Raw genomic sequence first — 15978 nt, 5'->3', positions numbered from 1 at the left:
AGAAACCCTCAGCCCGACGACCACGCCCGCTCGAGGACGGAGAATTAAGAATTGATCGTGGGCAGGAGGAGGGCATCAACAACGAATCCAAATGGTATTTATCTAATAGTGGATCGCAGGTGGCCCAAATCGACCATCTCTAAAATCATTTTTCGAAATCCGCATCCGTGTGAATGCCCAAGCGCTCGAGAAGGCCGGAAAAACTCTCGCTTTCTGGAGCATTGAAGCCCAACTGCCAACGGCCTGTGGCGTGCCTCTTCACGATGCAGTCCAGGCCTGTAACCTCAGAGATCTCGCGCTCGAGGCGCCTGATATCAGCATCTGTGTCGGATAGCTTTATAGGGTCTGGGGTCTTCTTGGTGATGCTGTTGACAGCTTGTTGAATCTGAACGACCGACCATTTCAACCGGATTGCTTTTTCTGCAATTCTACGCTGATCCACCTTATGGGGGAGGGCGCAGAGCGGACGGGCCTGCCCATAGGTGAGCCGCAGCTGAATTAGTGCATCTCTCACGCGGATATCCAGCTGCAAGAGCCGGAGGTAGTTTGAGATGTGCCCGCGGCTCTTACCAAGCTGACGGCCGATTTCATCGTGAGAGAGCGCAAACTCATTGCCCAGGTCTTGATATGAGGTTGCCTCCTCAATGGGGTTGAGGTCGGCTCGCTGGAGGTTCTCGATTGCGCAGATGAACAAAGCCTGCTGGAAGCTGTAATTGCCAACCTCGCACTTTAAGGTTGCCAATCCAATCCGCTGCGCAGCTCTCCAACGTCGTTCACCAGCAACGATGTTATAACCGCCCCCCCGTTGCCGCGGGACAACGATTAGAGGTACGACGTTGGTCCCAGCTGATTTCATCGAGTCTCCGAGCTCGTCCAATGACGCATCATCGAAGAATTTACGCTTCTGCCACTTACCCGGAAAAAGCTGGTCCAGGCCAATATCCATCAGGGTTGTGGGCACTTGCTCGATACCAAGGGTAGCTAGCTTTTTGGGGTCTAATTGATCCACGTGTATCCACTCAAATTTTCGTGTAACGGATACACAGGTATACCGGACAGCGTTATTTTTTCAAGGTCATACATCCACGGGCCAGCTCCATCGTAGTGTCGTCGATGAGCCCCCAGGGCTTCTGTGTCGGCAGGAACCTTATAAGTAAGCCCGAATCTGCCCCCCTCTCTGTGTACGCTAAGGGTTGCGCAATGTATCGCCCATTGTCATCGGGCAAAAAGCCATTGACCACAAATGCGTCGAGAATTGGTTTGCAAGCTGCAGCTACGGCTTCATGGTCTAGCAGATTCGACTCGGGAGTGATGTAGACCTCCTCAACGAGAACAGGAAACGAAGCATTCGCTATCCAGTCGCTAAAGGTCCCACGCCCCTCCAGCCTCAGCGCCTCAATTCGCTTCAACCAGGTTGACTTCAATGAGGTGCTTTTGGCGTCATGCATCCGGAGCATGACATTGAGGCTAAGCAGTAGGGCTCCTGGGAGGAAAGCGGTCAGTGAATTCGAAGCTTGGTCATACACGAGCCGATCTGACCGACCATCCATATTGGCCTCTTGAACTTTACGCATGCGCTTAGTTGCCTGGCTTTCCTTACGAGGGTGTTCGACTTGAGCGCTCAGCCCCTGGACTGTGGCTGGGGAAGCCGCCCGTCCCTCGTCAAAAGTAATTCCCTGCCTTGCTAATCGCTCCAGAAATTTTGGGTCATTGTTGTAGGCGCTGCGGTGACTTTTCTTGGCCATAGGTTCCTCCTAAAGCCAGGCAGCATAACGATCTACAAAAAAATTCCCTTCCAAGCCAAGCGATTGCCAGAAATGGTGCACCTGCCCAGCACTATTAGGACATACGAGAGGATTCTATATGTCCAAAATACGGTCCGTGTGCATCGTCGATGATGCAAGCGGCATGCGCAAACTTGGTGTCGCGCTTCTTGAAAAGCTCGGATACGACGTACATGTCGCAGAAAACGGCTACACAGCCCTCCAAGTGATTCGCGATCAGAGACCTGATGCGTGTTTCATTGACCGCGAAATGCCGGAGCTCGATGGTCTCCGGCTGATTGAGCTGCTACGTGGCTGGCGTGAATGGGGAGGCAAGCCCATTGCGATGCTTTCTAGTGCAAGCAGCGTATTTGACCAGCAGACCGGGCTCATCAGCGGTGCTGACCTCTATCTGACCAAACCATTCACGCGGGCGAAGCTGCAAGACGCCCTCCTCGAGATGGATGAACTTCTTGAATAACCAAGACCCCAGGGGAGGAATGCATTTTGCCGGGTACCGAATCGGTGAAACATTCTGTTTAAGCCCTTCGAGCTCAATCATCGCGGTCGACGAGGTACCCAAAGAACTGAATCAGATCCCGGGTACAAAACCGTGGCTGATGGGCGCTGGCCGTCTGGACCGCCAGTTGCTGCCCTTCGTCAACATATCGCGCTTCTTGAACATATCCCTACCACACCTCGCTGTGGGTAGCTCCGCACTATTCGTGAAGGGAGGGGAGGGCATAGGCAACGTTGCACTTGTCGTGGATGAGATATGCGGATTCGTCTTGGCCAGTGAGCTCAGGGATTGCGAACAAAGCAATTTCATGATCCCGCCAGGATTGGGAAAAAGCATGCGCAAAGCAGTTACTGCGAGAGGGCAGACTTGGGCCCTCATAGACCTACCGGCGCTGATAGCAGACGACAAGCTGCAGAACGTTGACCTTACTTGAACCAACCCGAGATAGGACAGAATGAGCAATAACTCTTCCCTAGTTTCAATCGCAACCGTTTTGGTACTCATCACGGGTGGCGCCGCTGCTTATACCGGCTATCAGCATCTGAAAGACAATGCGCAGCAAGAGTTCCTGCTCAAAGCTAGCTATCAGGCCCACACCAATGCCATGCAGGCAATCTACCTGGCTGAACGGGTCGCGACGGACAGCAGCTACTCCACAGACATGGACCAGCTTGAAAGTGCGGTGGAAAGGGCATTCTCGGCCCTCCGCAACGGCGATCCAGTTCGCGGCATTGAACCCGCTCCTCCAGTTGTCCAAGCCAATCTCAAAACACTGGAAAGGGTGTGGGAGGAGATCTCACCTTCGATCTCGAAACTCATCAGCCAGCGCAACGTAACTGACCAGTACAGCAGGAGCCTTGCTGACACCCAGCGCGTGGCTTTGGAAGCTCTGAAAGCAGCTAAGGAGGCGCGAGCACAGCTCGATGCGTCGTCGGCAAGCCCACAGGTGAAAAGCCAGTTGAAAGCGGCTGTAGGAGCGCTGGAGGAAGGGCAACAAGCGCTTGGGTCTGATGTTTCACTTAACAGCGATACACTCCGGGCAGCTGCAGGTGCGTTCTCTCAGTACTTAACGACGCTCGGCCGTATTGGCCAAGCACTACCTAAGGACCAGCAAGAGATAATGGTCCCGCTGGTGAAGAGTTACCGCGATTCGGAATCTGTTGTCAGGCTCGTCCAAAAGACTATCGACAGTTCTACGGGTGTTAGTGAAAACATTCCGCATGCGAAAACTATTTGGGCCGTCCGAGACCGCATTTCTTCATCAGCTTCAAGCTTGATCACCTCCGTAGAAGCGCTACCGGATAGCCGCCCAATCGGTATCTCTATCGTCGCTGGGCTTGGCGGCCTGACACTTATGCTTTCAATCATTTCGATGCTGCTGATGCGCTCCATCACAAGCAGCCGGACTGAATCCATCGCGAACCTAGGTCGCAACCAGGAGGTGTCAATCAGTACACGCTCCAAGCACCTGAAAACACTGCTGGATGAAATCGAGCAGGTGGGTCAAGGCAGACTTAACACCCGACTCACAGAAGACAATGAATCGACCCGCGATATTGCGACCGCCCTCAACAAAACGTTCGGCAAGGTCGCCACAATTCTGGATGAAGCGAAGGAAACGATCATCGGCCTGTCTGCAGCGACAGAGCAGACGCTGATCACCGAACAGAACGTTGCCCAAAACAGGGCCGAGCAAGACAAGGCAATTGAGCACATCAGCCAATTGTTCGGCGACCTGTCTCAATTCATCAACCAGATTGAGGACATGACCCTCGGTACCCAGCGAATCTCGGAAAACATGGGTCGTAAGGTCGCATCGGGGGAAGTTGCGGTATCCCAGGTACACGACAACATCCTGGAGCTACAACAACAAACCTTGTTAATCCAAAACCGCTCCAAGCACATGATCGAGAGCTTTCAGGTGCTCGAGAACATCTCCGCTGTGGTTGCTGTTGTAGCAGCCCGAGCAGGACTCCTCTCGTACAACGCAAGCCTCCTAGCGGATGAGTTGCAGGACAAGGGACAATCGATTCGTATTGCGAGCGCCGCGAAAGCTATGGCTCGATTGAGTGAAGAAACAAAGGATGCGGTCGTACAAATCAAAGTCCAACTCCAGACGATGAACGATGCAGCACGTGAAAACCAGTCAGCTGTGGACCGTGCTCAGCGCGAAACAGACAAGCTTCGCGAACGATCGAATGTTGCCCAGGAGGCATTGAAAGATATCAATGTCCTCGCTGGTGACCTGACTGAGGGCGCACAACAAGCAATCGAAGAAACCAAGCAGCTGAAAGCTAAATCGAGCGACGTAAGCGATCTGGTAGATAGCGTTAATCAATACAGCGCAGACAACAGTGCTGCAAGCGAGCAAACAGCTGTCGCCATCAAAGGGGTTAACCGCCAGGCGCAAGATCTGCAGGCCACAATCGCACAGTTCAGCAAGGAATGACGATGGAGAGCCTCGATGCCCCGGCTGAGCTGGACATTTTTAAACGATGGCTGGAGATCATCGAGGCACGGTTTTCGATCCAGATTGACGAAAGCCGGCAGGACGCATTCCGAAGTGCACTGCTGCGCTACGTAGAAAGCCAAGGGATGGATCTTTGGTCATTCAATGAAAGGCGAAAAGCCGGTCAAGTTTGCGGTGATACCTGGTCAATGGTGTTGCACCTGGCAACTAACCATGAGACACGATTTTTCAGGTCCTTGCCGGCCACACAGCGCATCGTAGAACTCTGTAAGCAGATCACTGCCCCGAAGATCCTATCCGTCGGTTGTTCGACTGGAGAGGAGCCATACAGCATTGCATCGGCGTTACTGGACGCAGGCCATCCTACATTCCGTGTGCATGGCACGGATGTGTCTTCAATGTGCATCAGCACCGCTAGGGAGGGTCTGTACCCTCGCCACCCAAATGTAGGAACGCTTGCAGCTGCCCCAACGCGTGATGACAAGATGAGGTTCCACCTATTTGTTCGTGAGATGGTGACGTTCGAGGAGCACAACATCCTGCAGGATAGACCTGTGCAGCTGCCGAACCCTCACATTGTCATCACTCAGAACATGCTCATCTATTACCGGACCGAAACTCGGTACGAAATTCTGGATCGACTTGCATCAATGCTAACCCCGGGCGGGCACCTAATCACCGGCCCAGGAGAGACCCTTAACTGGTCAAACCTCAGCATGAAGCGAATCCCACACAGCAACCCGAACGTATTTCAAAGGTCTGTCGATGTCTAACAAACTGCGTATCGCCCAACTGACTTGGCTGCGGGCTCCTATACAGAAGAGCGTCGACACGACCAAGCTTCAACTCGATGTTTTCCACAAAAAAAGCATGGCCTTACTAAATCCCCCCGCGGATGCCGAAAGCATCTGGTATGACAACCAGAAGAAGCACCGGGATGAAGCATTCGGTACCGTAGAAAAAGAAGTGATGCAAATCCACGCCGCGCTTGATGTAGCGGAGTGTGTGGGCGGTAGCGCCCTCGCGCTTGAAGTGAAGATCATCATCAACAACATTGCCGACGGTCGCCTGGCCCCTGAAAAGGTGGAGCAGGCGCTGATCTCTATCCTAAACAGCTTGCTTACAATCCCTAAGTACCTGGGAATGGTGGTCGACGGTGCACCTGATAGCGCCGGCATCCTTGCCAAGCAAATCAACGAACTGCGTGAGCTGCGTGGAGTTGATTTGCTTGAGGAGGGCAACCTCTTACCACCCGAAGTCGAATTCGTGTACGTCGCACCTCCACTACGGCAGCGAGACGTTACAGATGAGCAGCGACTAGAAGTCTTCGGTCGTTCGCCAAAGCGCTTCCAAACAGCGTTTAGCACCTACATGACCAACCAAAGCAAAGCCTCGATCACAGAGCTTGGAGCAATCCTACGCGAGCTCCAAAGCGTGACCTACGATTTGGAGGTCGGATGCTTTTGGTGGGTTGGTGAATGTCTGACGGAAGCATTGGCATGCGGAGCGATCCGCTCGGCGGGCGACACCCTATCCAAAATCAGGATGTTGTCAGTAGCAATCCAGAAGGCCGAGACAGATGGGGAAGAGGGTGCTAAGGCAACCCTGGGTGTAGCCCGCTTCAAATCGCTTCTGTCGGTCCTGAGCATGTCTACAAAACTGCCGGCCAGCATTGAAGATGTTCTTGCTGTGTTCAACGTGAGAAAGTCGGTCGATGCAGCGTCGCTGGCAGAGTTGCAAGCCAGGATTGAGACCGCAAGCGCGGACTCAATCAAAGACGTTGTGAGTGAGCTTAAACCTCTGCTTGAGACCTCAATAGTCTCACTCGGCCGGGCAATCACCAGCAAATCTCCACAGACCTTTGAAGCTCAAATCTCGACCTTCCGTACCTCCATTCGACAGGTGACCAGCGTTTTCTACATGGTCAATGAGAGTGAAATGGCAGCGGTAGCAGCCAACTCCCTGGCCCGTGTAGCCAAGATTGACGCTATCAGTGGATTTACGTCTGAGATCATTGAGAGCTTGAAGGGCGACTTCATGTTCTTGGACGAACATATCCGTAGGTTAGATTCGAACGAGTCGATCCAGTCACTCCGCATCCCGGGGGTGAAACCCGACGTCATTGCGAATGTCGTTGAACAAGCCATCATTGAACTTGCCAAAACACGCCGCTCGATCACGGATCACCTGGACAGCGGCACTGGTATCGACGACCTGAAAACTGGGCTTCAACGCTTGATTGGTGCCGGGGCTGCCTTGAGCTTTACCGGTCTAACCCGTGCAGGGTTATTGCTCAATGGCTCGTGCCAGGGCTTCCTCAGCGAGATGACTGAGCAAGGAATCAAGCAGTCGCCCCCTGTAGAAATGTCAGCACGAGTTTTGGTTGCAGTTGAGGGGTACCTTACCGCCATCCTTGCCGGTATCGAACCGTCCCCAACTCTTTTGAATAGGGCAGAGGATGCCCTGGTTGAGCTCGGCATCGAAGTGAATCACGTCGATGTTGTGTCTTCGACTGAGCTGATGAAAAAATTTGAAGCTGCCATAGCATCGGACGATCAGCAGGACGGCGAAGAAAACCATTTCCTGTCTGAGATTTTCGAACTGCGGAAAGTCTTTGAACCAATTCTGCAGAAGCCTAACGTCACCGACCGCCGTTCGATGGAGCACCTCTACAAGGCTGCAGAGCGCCTTGCCATGGGTGCCAAACTATATGGCTTCGACTCGTTCCATCGACTTGCAAGAGCACTGGGCACGTATAGCCAAACCGTGCACAACATGTCACGGGATGAAGGCTTCAATCGTGAAGCAGCTGATGCACTTCTAGTGAGCGCGCTTGAGATGACGTTCCGTTGCATGGACGAATACTCTGCTCGCGGTAAGGTTTCGATTTTCATCCGAGACATGGAACAAGTACTCCTCTCGAAGTCTGACCCCGGGATTGTTCAAGCACTGACCGCCGGCGTATCGAACGAACCGACACCAGAGGTACTAACTGTTCCTGGCGGACCACAGATAGTCCTGGAAGGCGAGTTGGTCGATAACGACCCCCCAACAGAAGGGCGCGAGTACCCTGACGATGTCGATGGCGGCCATATCGACATGTACCGGGAAGAGTACGTCATCTACCACAAAATTCTGCTCGCATTTAGCAATGCAGATTCGCCCTTGCTCACCCGTGACATGTGCAGGGCGGCCCACACCCTTTACGGGATATGCGGCTCTGTCAGCTGCGAAGTATTGCACGAGGTGTTCGGGGTCCTTGAGTCACGTTTCGAGGTTCTTCTCACAGCTGGCCAGGCGCTAACCGAAGACGATACGGACCAGCTCCGACAACTGCTGGAGGATACCCATGCGTTCATGCTTGAGTTCCCCTGGACCACTGAGTCTCCACGACTTGGTCACTGGGTGTCCCTGGCAAACACCATCGGGGTAGAAATTGAGGAAGCCGAATTTACAGAAATGGCTCCCTTTGTGAGTGTTCAGCAAGTCGAACACTTCATCGAAGCAGCCTCATCTACGCCTTCCTCTCAAGCCTCCGATGTCACACAAGAGCAGCGTGTCCCGGGCGAAATGTTTTCGCATGCGGAATCTTTTGCCGAGCCCGAAGCAATAGTAGCTACTCAACCACAGCCTGTAGTGATGGATGACAGCGACGCCTCCATCGACTGCGCTCCGGAATACAACGAGGACTATCAGTTCTACCTCGATGAAGCCGAGGACGTTTTCCCTGACTTGCTGACGAATGTCGCCGCCTGGCTAGAAGACATGGCTGATAAGGAGTTAGTCGTCACCATCAAGCGCAACATGCACACCCTTAAGGGTGCAGCGATGATGGCTGAGGCAAACGCGATCGCTGCTATCACGCATTCAATGGAAAGCCTGTTCGAAAGCCTGTCCATCAAGTTGATCAACCCTGGTAGCGAGTGCGCTCAGTTGGTGTCGCACGTCATGGACGCTATCACCTCCATGACGGAGCAGATCAAATTAGGCCGTGCTTATCCGATTCCAACTGCTCTTATCCAATGCCTTGAGGTATGCGTTAGCACCAACAGCATTGATCTCTCGCTGCTCCATACCGAGAAATCGATCCCTCAACCAGCTACAGGCATACCGTCGAACGAAGATCCTGAAATCACGCCCGACGGTGATGGTTACGCTGCTAGCAGTGACACACACACTGAAGTGTCTGCTCGTGAAGCAGTGGATCAAGCAACGCTTGGACAGCCTGAAGTACAGGGCGACGGCGATATTCAAGCAACGAAACCACCACGTAAAAAACGTGGGGGCCGTGGGAAGGGTGGTAAATCCCACGCTGCTGCGAGCTTGCCAGTCGATCAACAGCAACGGACCATCGAGTCAGCAGGTGAACAAAAACCACTTGTAAACATTGATACTGAAGCGCCCTCTCAGCAGCCGCGGATTGAGGTCACTCCACGCGTCGAGATGACCCCGGCCGAGGCTGTTGAAAACCCTGCTGTCAGCGAAGAACCAGTAATAGCCAACGTAACCGTTGGCCTTGACGAAGCGCTTAGTGAAGCATCAGCAACAGTACCGGAAGAGGACGTAATCCAGTCTCCAGCTGAGGAAAGCCACGAGGCACAAGCAAATGTCCTGGCCGAAGTAGACGCCGCTGACTGCTCCGGATCTGCAGAGAAGTTTTCGCATGCGAAAACTTTTACCAGCGATCCAATGCGCGACACCTATGCCAAACAAGCCGCTGATGACTTTGACAAGCTGCATGCCATCTCAATGGACGAACCGCAGGGAACGGATGCGCCCATCGTATCCACTGCGGTGCTCGAAATGCTGGCACGTGAACAGGCGTCCCTCGGTGAGCAGAACAAGAAATCAAATGGGGGGACCTCTGAAAAGATCCGCGTTGAACTGCGCCACTTGGAAGCTGCTGCTGAGAAAGCCTCTGAGTTGATTGCGTCCCGCTACCGTCTTAACTCCTTGAACGAAGAGGCACACCTGCGGCTGACTGGTGCTCGCGAACTATTGGATGTGAACAGCCTGCAACACGGGCAACTGACAACCGCGCTCCGTAGCTATTCCAACAACCAACCACATACCCGAAAGGTTGAGGACGCCAACGAGGCAGATCTGGAGCGCTTCAACGATCTGTCAGCGATACATGTCGCGATGGGGGCCCAAATTGATGAAGTGCGTGAGCAACTCAATGAGGTCTTCTCGTTTATCCGCCAGATGCGAACCACGCTGTATGAGTTGGACCCGGCGCTAATCGGCCTCCAACGTGACCTGCTGCATTCCCGCTTGGTACCGTTCCTCAACTCGCGCCAGAAACTATTTGGTGCAGTTACAACGGCGTGCAAGGCCACGAACAAAGATGTGATTCCTAGCCTTGAAGGCGAAGACGTCATCATGGACAAAATGATGCTCGACGCAATCAATGACCCGCTGACCCACATTCTCAGAAATGCCATTGATCACGGTATTGAAACCCCTGCCGAGAGATCGAAGCTAGGGAAGCCTGCTACAGGCGCCCTGAAGATCAAAGCATATCGTCGTGCGAAGCACATCGTCATCGAGGTCAGTGATGATGGCCGTGGTATTGATGTTGATGCCGTCCGTAGAAAAGCCATACAGATGAACATCATCTCCGAGTCGGATCGACTGACTCCACAAGAAACAATGCGGCTCATCACACGTAGTGGCTTCTCGACGGCTGCGAAGGTTACGCAGGTGTCGGGCAGGGGGGTCGGCATGGATATCGTTGCAACAACCGTAGAGAGCTTGGGCGGCCGATTGAACATCGATAGTGAGCAGGGCAAGGGGACACGGTTCATCATCGAGCTGCCATTCACGATTGGGTCAAACAAAGCAATGATGGTGAGCTCCGGTAGTCAGTGGTTTGCCATCCAGAGCTACTCGATGTGCCAGGTAGTGATGGTGGCCCGAGAGTCCCTCGCTGAGCAATGTTCAACATACGGACACGCCACTGTTACCTACGAAGATCGTTCTTTCGATGTGGTGCATTTGGCTGACCTTGTGGCTATGCCGGAATCTCGGGGACCCGAGGTGAAGGGCGGAGAGGTCACGCTCATTCTTTGCGAACAAGGTGAGGACCGGATCGCGATTGAGGTGGCTAAGGTTGATTCGATGCCTGAGATTCACATACGCAAGCTGGAAGGAATGCTTGCGAACGTACGCGGGCTCGTCGGTGAGACCGAAATGCGAGATGGCAGTCCTGTCTTTGTTTTGGACGTAATGGAAATGGCACGCTTGAACCTTAAACGAGGGGCAAAGGGGTATCAGGTTCGCCAGAATCGAGTCCGTTCTATGAAGGTCGAAACAAAACCTACAGTGCTTGTAGTTGACGATTCACGACCTTATCGCGCCCAGCTGGAGCGCATTTTCACAGGCTTTGGTTACACAGTAGTCACCGCGGTGGATGGTCAAAACGCACTACACAAACTGACCCTGGTAGATAAGCCAGACCTGATGTTGGTCGACGTTGAAATGCCCAATATGAATGGTTTCGAGTTTACCGAGGCCGTAAGGAAGATTCCGGTCTACGACGACACGCCCATCATCATGATTACAACGCGCACAGGGTTGGAAGAAAAAGCAATGAGAGCCGGCGTCACAAAGTACCTGCTGAAACCATGTGACGCCGCGTCGTTGCAACAGGCTGTAAGTCAAATTAACGCTCAAAAGGCTGCACAGGGGGCGGCAGCATGAGAATCGGCATCGTAAGTACCAACGAAATTCAGAAGGCTCTCTTCAGTGAGTTGCTCTCCCCATTGGTGGGGGAGCTCATCATGTATGACATTTCGCATGCGGAATCCGGCGACCTTGCGATCAGTAACGCCCATATCCTTCTGCTGGATATGCATGACCAAAATGTGGTCGATTGCGATGAGGTAATGGAGGCACTGGGAAGGGAAGAGCCGATATGCCTGGTGCACGACAAGGATCTCTATTCCATGCAGCCGCGTGAACGGATCTCGTGGCGAAACCGTACCATCGAGGAGATCAAGAAGGCCATCCCGGATCTAGCTAATGAGTTGGACGAAAAGAAGGAGGTCGCCGACAACAAGAACGTCCCTGACGTCTGGATCATTGGTGCAAGCTCCGGTGGACCGCAGGCCTTACGCCAGTTCTTTGCAGACTTGCCTCGAATGCCAATATCTATCTTTGTTGCCCAACACATGACCGAAGTGGGATACGGTCAGATGCTCGCCCGGTTGAAAGACGTAGCGCCTGGTTGGAACGTCCAATCGGCAGAGACAGGGATGAAAATCAAGCCGAATTCTGTCTACCTGGTGCCTAGGGACAACACAATCCACATTGCTGCCGGGGCCATCACCCTGCAGGCATACAGTGCACAATCAGTCTCGTTCAACCCGTGCATTGATGCGGTCATTCGTACGCTTCATGAGTGCCACCCACAGATTGGGGTGATCATCATGTCTGGGATGGGTATGGATGGTTCTGGTGGAATCAGGACGATCAAGGGGAAGGCCAAGATGATCATGGCGCAAGACGCTGAATCATCTGGAGCGAAGAGTATGCCCGACTCCGCTCGCAATACTGGAGCAGTGCAATTTTCATCAAACCCGGAGGGGCTTGCCAGAAAGCTTGCCCAGATATACGGGCAGCGCACGTTCTAAACAAAAGGCCACCCTTCGAGGTGGCCTTCTTTTTGTCTGATCAGGCTGGGGTCTCTTCTGCTTCCCGCTCAGAGCCGGAGACAGGCTCATTCTCTTGCACTGAAACGGCTGGTTGTGCCTGCTCTCGTAAGAGCCGCTCCAGCTCATCGGCGATTACTGGGTTGTCTTCAAGGTACTTAGCAGCATTGCCCTTGCCCTGGCCGATCTTGTTTCCATTGAAGCTGTACCATGCGCCGGCCTTCTCGACGAACCCCTTATCGACACCGAGTTCGATCAGCTCGCCATGCTTGTAGATACCTTTACCGTATAGGATCTGGAATTCAGCCTGGCGGAACGGGGCCGCCACCTTGTTTTTTACGACCTTGACGCGGGTCTCGCTGCCGATCACAGCATCGCCATCTTTAACCCCGCCGGTGCGTCGAATGTCGAGACGCACAGAAGCATAGAACTTGAGTGCGTTTCCGCCGGTGGTGGTTTCAGGGCTGCCGAACATCACCCCGATTTTCATACGGATCTGGTTGATGAAAATCACCAAACAGTTGGCGTTCTTAATGTTGCCAGTGATCTTGCGCAGTGCCTGGGACATCAGCCTGGCCTGCAGGCCGACGTGCATGTCGCCCATCTCACCCTCGATCTCGGCCTTTGGTACCAAAGCCGCTACGGAGTCAACGACGATGACGTCAACAGCATTCGACCGCACCAGCATGTCTGTGATCTCCAGCGCCTGCTCACCGGTGTCCGGCTGGGATACCAGGAGATCATCAACATTGACTCCGAGCTTTCCAGCGTATTCAGGGTCGAGAGCATGCTCAGCATCGACAAAGGCACAGGTCGCGCCGATCTTTTGGGCCTGGGCGATCACGGACAGCGTCAGCGTAGTCTTGCCTGACGACTCAGGACCGTAGATCTCGATGATGCGACCCCGCGGCAGTCCACCGATGCCCAAGGCAAGATCCAAACCCATAGAGCCTGTCGATATTGAAGGGATGGCTTGACGATCCTGGTCGCCCATACGCATAACGGCGCCCTTGCCGAACTGCTTTTCAATTTGCCCCATAGCGGCTGCTAAAGCTTTCTTCTTTCCGTCGTCCATTGTCTGATCCATATGTGTGGTTGCGCTGAATTGCGTAGGGACAGCTTCAGGCAGTTTGAGGTGTGGCAGAACCACTACCCATTAGGTTGGCGATTGCCTTCCGCTGATCATCAATGCAACGCTCGGCCACATCCTTAAGCAGGTCCAGCGCGCCCGGGTTAGTCCTAGCGATCAACTCACTGAGGAACATGAGTTGCTGGTCAGCGTTGTCGGGATACGTCGAAGGGGAGAATTCAGCCCGAAGCACAGTTTGACTACCCAGCTTGGTACTGACCTGGATACTGGTGGTAGTGATCAGAGTCGCGAAGTTGCGGAGAAGAGGGGAGGTGTTGATTTGGGAGCTTCGCATAGAGTGGTCCTCAGTAGTGGGATCACTCTATGCAGATGTCGCCGTGCCAGAAGCCCTAGACGCCGCACATCTGGGGCTCACAGAACCCCATGATTTCGTCGATAGATTTGCAGCAGACCACCGGCACCCACCAAACGAATGTATAGATCTCCTCGAGCGAGACCGGATACAAACGCATCTGAGTATCCAGTAGCAAGCTTCCAGCACCGAAGCCCACAGTGATCCCGGGTGAGGTTTGCTGCAGCTTCCCCACAGAGATCGCAGCGTTGAATGGGAATGAACCTACTGCGAAACCACTGACGTGAATGGCGCGGTATGCAGCAATACCTGCAGCAATTGCTGCGTTGTCATTGTGGCTCGCCATTTGTCGAGGATAGAGTGGCCCCCAATTGGTACCTACACACAATTCGGCCCCCCAAACGGAGACACTTGAGGTCAGGGGATTGCTACAAGCCACCGCGCCGAGCATCGCCGCAACACTGAGGTCACGACACCCTGTATTCCAGGTAGGGTCGAATTCAGTATCGTAAATCAGCTTGGGAAAGCACGCTGGGAGTGCACTGTTGAATGCTTTTAGTGCATTGCCCGTGAGAGCGTTAGCAGCAGCTCCGCAGAGGTCAAGCGGGTTTGAAGTAGGAATGTTAATGGTCTTCCCGGCATTCACCCCGCAGAGCTTGCAGCTCTGGAATGCCATAGCAATATCGATTGCCCAATCTGGCAACTCCCACAACCGGACATGCATCGAGGTGTAGTCGTTATTGTCGGTACCGACGCTAAGTGGACCGCCAATTGGCTGGCCAAGTGCTGTGTCACCGCCACCCTTGATCACTTCACAGAGCGCGACAGGCTGGTAGTGAGAAACGATGAGGTGGTCAGGGCACAAGTAGCAGCATGGCCCATAGACCATGTAGCTAAGCGTCAGTGGATCGATAACAAGTAGCGTGGCTAGGGACGCATTCAGCGCCTGTGCATCTTCAGGCTTGAGGCTAAGTCCTGTGGCTGCCGCCAGGCTTGTGACTACAGATAGCTTGCTGAAATCGCGTCGGGTGACGGCCATGCTCATCTCCAAATTGGGTCCTTTGACTAATAGTGGCCAAGGGGTGCCCCAAAAACTGGCTATTGGAGATTTCGAACAGGTATGAGCCTTTGCCAGCTGGCAGATTCTGCAGTGTCTTGCGCGTCGCAGCCTTGACCGACGCCAAGGGCTGCAGCGAATTGTACGGATAGCTGGTAGCCCTCCTGGAGCTCTGCCGGCGGCCCCAGGACATCAACAACAGCATTTGGGTTTGCCGCTTTGAATAAGTACCCCAAAGGGTTGCGCACGAGTCCACACTGGCTTCTTCCATCCGACGACTCTAGGGCAGTGCAGGGTCCTGTCATAGAGTGCAGAAACTCTTTCGCAAGCATGCAGGGTTCCACGCTGCAGCAGTAGCCACATCCATTGCAGGCTTCACCGAGTTTGGGTTTTGAAATACTGGTGTGTTTACGCATGCGCAAATGATATCCCGGCTGATTCCTGGTTGGTCAATTCAACGCAATCGACATTCCTCGGAAGGGAACACTCACCAAAGGGACTTGCCCTTCAAGGTCCATGTCTTCATGGAAGGATGGGTTCATTACATGAACTGTCGGGTCCGAGCCGTCCATGCGAATACTGACCAAGACCCTTTCAGCATCTGTCTGAGAACAACGACCAGTTACGTAGACATCATGTTCCGAAACATAAGCGCAGATTCGACTACGATAGCGATCGGCCCCGAACTCGCCTTGGCGGGGCTTCAGAGCAACAAGGGCGCCGGAAACGTTCATGGCGAGATCGTGCTGGACCTCGAACATGAGGTCGCCAACCTGTGCCTGGCCCTCTGTACTCCAGACATCGCCGTCGAATGAGAATGTAGCCTCACCGGACTCGCCCATACCCGTCTCGAGTTCAATCATACGCTTGAACTGTTCCAGCGCCCGGGCACAGAACTCATCGGCATTGACATGGGCTGGGAGGGTGACATTAAGCATGCCGTTGAGGTTGACTGGGATCGAGATGCTTTGGGATTGATTGGTAGCAGTCTGGTTCATGGTGATACTCCTGAAAGAATGCACCGAGTATCCCTTCTATCGACCGTGCCACCAGCGCAAACCCTATAAATGGGGC

At 53.7% G+C, this 15978-nt stretch carries 12 protein-coding genes; 6 read left to right on the top strand and 6 right to left on the bottom strand.

Features of this window, described 5'->3' with window-relative positions; genetic code table 11:
• Positions 1 to 145: 145 nt before the first annotated feature.
• The gene (locus tag H8F21_RS15325) at positions 146 to 1009 is read right to left on the bottom strand and encodes a ParB/RepB/Spo0J family partition protein (protein WP_203584855.1); all 864 of its coding nucleotides are present in this window, start codon (positions 1007 to 1009) and stop codon (positions 146 to 148) included.
• A 52-nt stretch (positions 1010 to 1061) separates the two neighbouring features.
• Positions 1062 to 1745, bottom strand: a complete 684-nt coding sequence (locus tag H8F21_RS15320; RefSeq protein WP_203584854.1) for a hypothetical protein — start codon at positions 1743 to 1745, stop codon at positions 1062 to 1064.
• 118 nt (positions 1746 to 1863) lie between these two features.
• Between H8F21_RS15320 and H8F21_RS15315 the strand changes: the two genes are divergently transcribed.
• From H8F21_RS15315 to H8F21_RS15290, 6 genes are read left to right on the top strand one after another with little or no spacing between them, the layout of a single operon-like run.
• Positions 1864 to 2244, top strand: coding sequence for a response regulator (locus tag H8F21_RS15315; protein ID WP_203584853.1), 381 nt, complete (start codon positions 1864 to 1866; stop codon positions 2242 to 2244).
• Entirely contained in the window at positions 2237 to 2716 is a 480-nt protein-coding gene (locus tag H8F21_RS15310; RefSeq protein ID WP_203584852.1) for a chemotaxis protein CheW, read from the top strand. Before H8F21_RS15315 ends, H8F21_RS15310 begins: the two co-directional genes overlap by 8 nt.
• A gap of 21 nt (positions 2717 to 2737) precedes the next feature.
• Positions 2738 to 4732 carry a methyl-accepting chemotaxis protein gene (locus tag H8F21_RS15305; protein WP_203584851.1) on the top strand — a complete coding sequence of 665 codons (1995 nt, stop codon included), beginning with the start codon at positions 2738 to 2740 and terminating at the stop codon, positions 4730 to 4732.
• A 2-nt stretch (positions 4733 to 4734) separates the two neighbouring features.
• Positions 4735 to 5526, top strand: a complete 792-nt coding sequence (locus H8F21_RS15300) for a CheR family methyltransferase (RefSeq protein WP_203584850.1) — start codon at positions 4735 to 4737, stop codon at positions 5524 to 5526.
• Positions 5519 to 11455: a hybrid sensor histidine kinase/response regulator gene (locus H8F21_RS15295; RefSeq protein WP_203584849.1), complete on the top strand. Its 5937-nt coding sequence runs from the start codon at positions 5519 to 5521 to the stop codon at positions 11453 to 11455. The genes H8F21_RS15300 and H8F21_RS15295 overlap by 8 nt, the downstream gene beginning before the upstream one ends.
• The gene (locus tag H8F21_RS15290) at positions 11452 to 12387 is read left to right on the top strand and encodes a chemotaxis protein CheB (RefSeq protein WP_203584848.1); all 936 of its coding nucleotides are present in this window, start codon (positions 11452 to 11454) and stop codon (positions 12385 to 12387) included. Before H8F21_RS15295 ends, H8F21_RS15290 begins: the two co-directional genes overlap by 4 nt.
• A 40-nt stretch (positions 12388 to 12427) precedes the next feature.
• Here H8F21_RS15290 and recA read toward each other — a convergent pair whose 3' ends face one another.
• From recA to H8F21_RS15270, 4 genes are all read right to left on the bottom strand, one after another.
• Positions 12428 to 13480 carry a recombinase RecA gene (recA, locus tag H8F21_RS15285; protein WP_203584847.1) on the bottom strand — a complete coding sequence of 351 codons (1053 nt, stop codon included), beginning with the start codon at positions 13478 to 13480 and terminating at the stop codon, positions 12428 to 12430.
• Positions 13481 to 13526: 46 nt separating this feature from the next.
• Positions 13527 to 13829 carry a hypothetical protein gene (locus H8F21_RS15280; protein WP_203584846.1) on the bottom strand — a complete coding sequence of 101 codons (303 nt, stop codon included), beginning with the start codon at positions 13827 to 13829 and terminating at the stop codon, positions 13527 to 13529.
• Positions 13830 to 13884: 55 nt separating this feature from the next.
• A complete protein-coding gene (locus tag H8F21_RS15275; RefSeq protein WP_236043051.1) occupies positions 13885 to 14886 on the bottom strand; it encodes a hypothetical protein in 1002 nt (333 codons plus the stop codon).
• A gap of 467 nt (positions 14887 to 15353) precedes the next feature.
• Positions 15354 to 15902: a hypothetical protein gene (locus H8F21_RS15270; RefSeq protein ID WP_203584845.1), complete on the bottom strand. Its 549-nt coding sequence runs from the start codon at positions 15900 to 15902 to the stop codon at positions 15354 to 15356.
• Positions 15903 to 15978: the final 76 nt, after the last annotated feature.

Origin of the sequence: Pseudomonas arcuscaelestis (assembly GCF_016881005.1) — a bacterium.
Taxonomy (GTDB): domain Bacteria; phylum Pseudomonadota; class Gammaproteobacteria; order Pseudomonadales; family Pseudomonadaceae; genus Aquipseudomonas; species Aquipseudomonas arcuscaelestis.
This window is presented reverse-complemented; position numbering and strand designations above follow the sequence as displayed.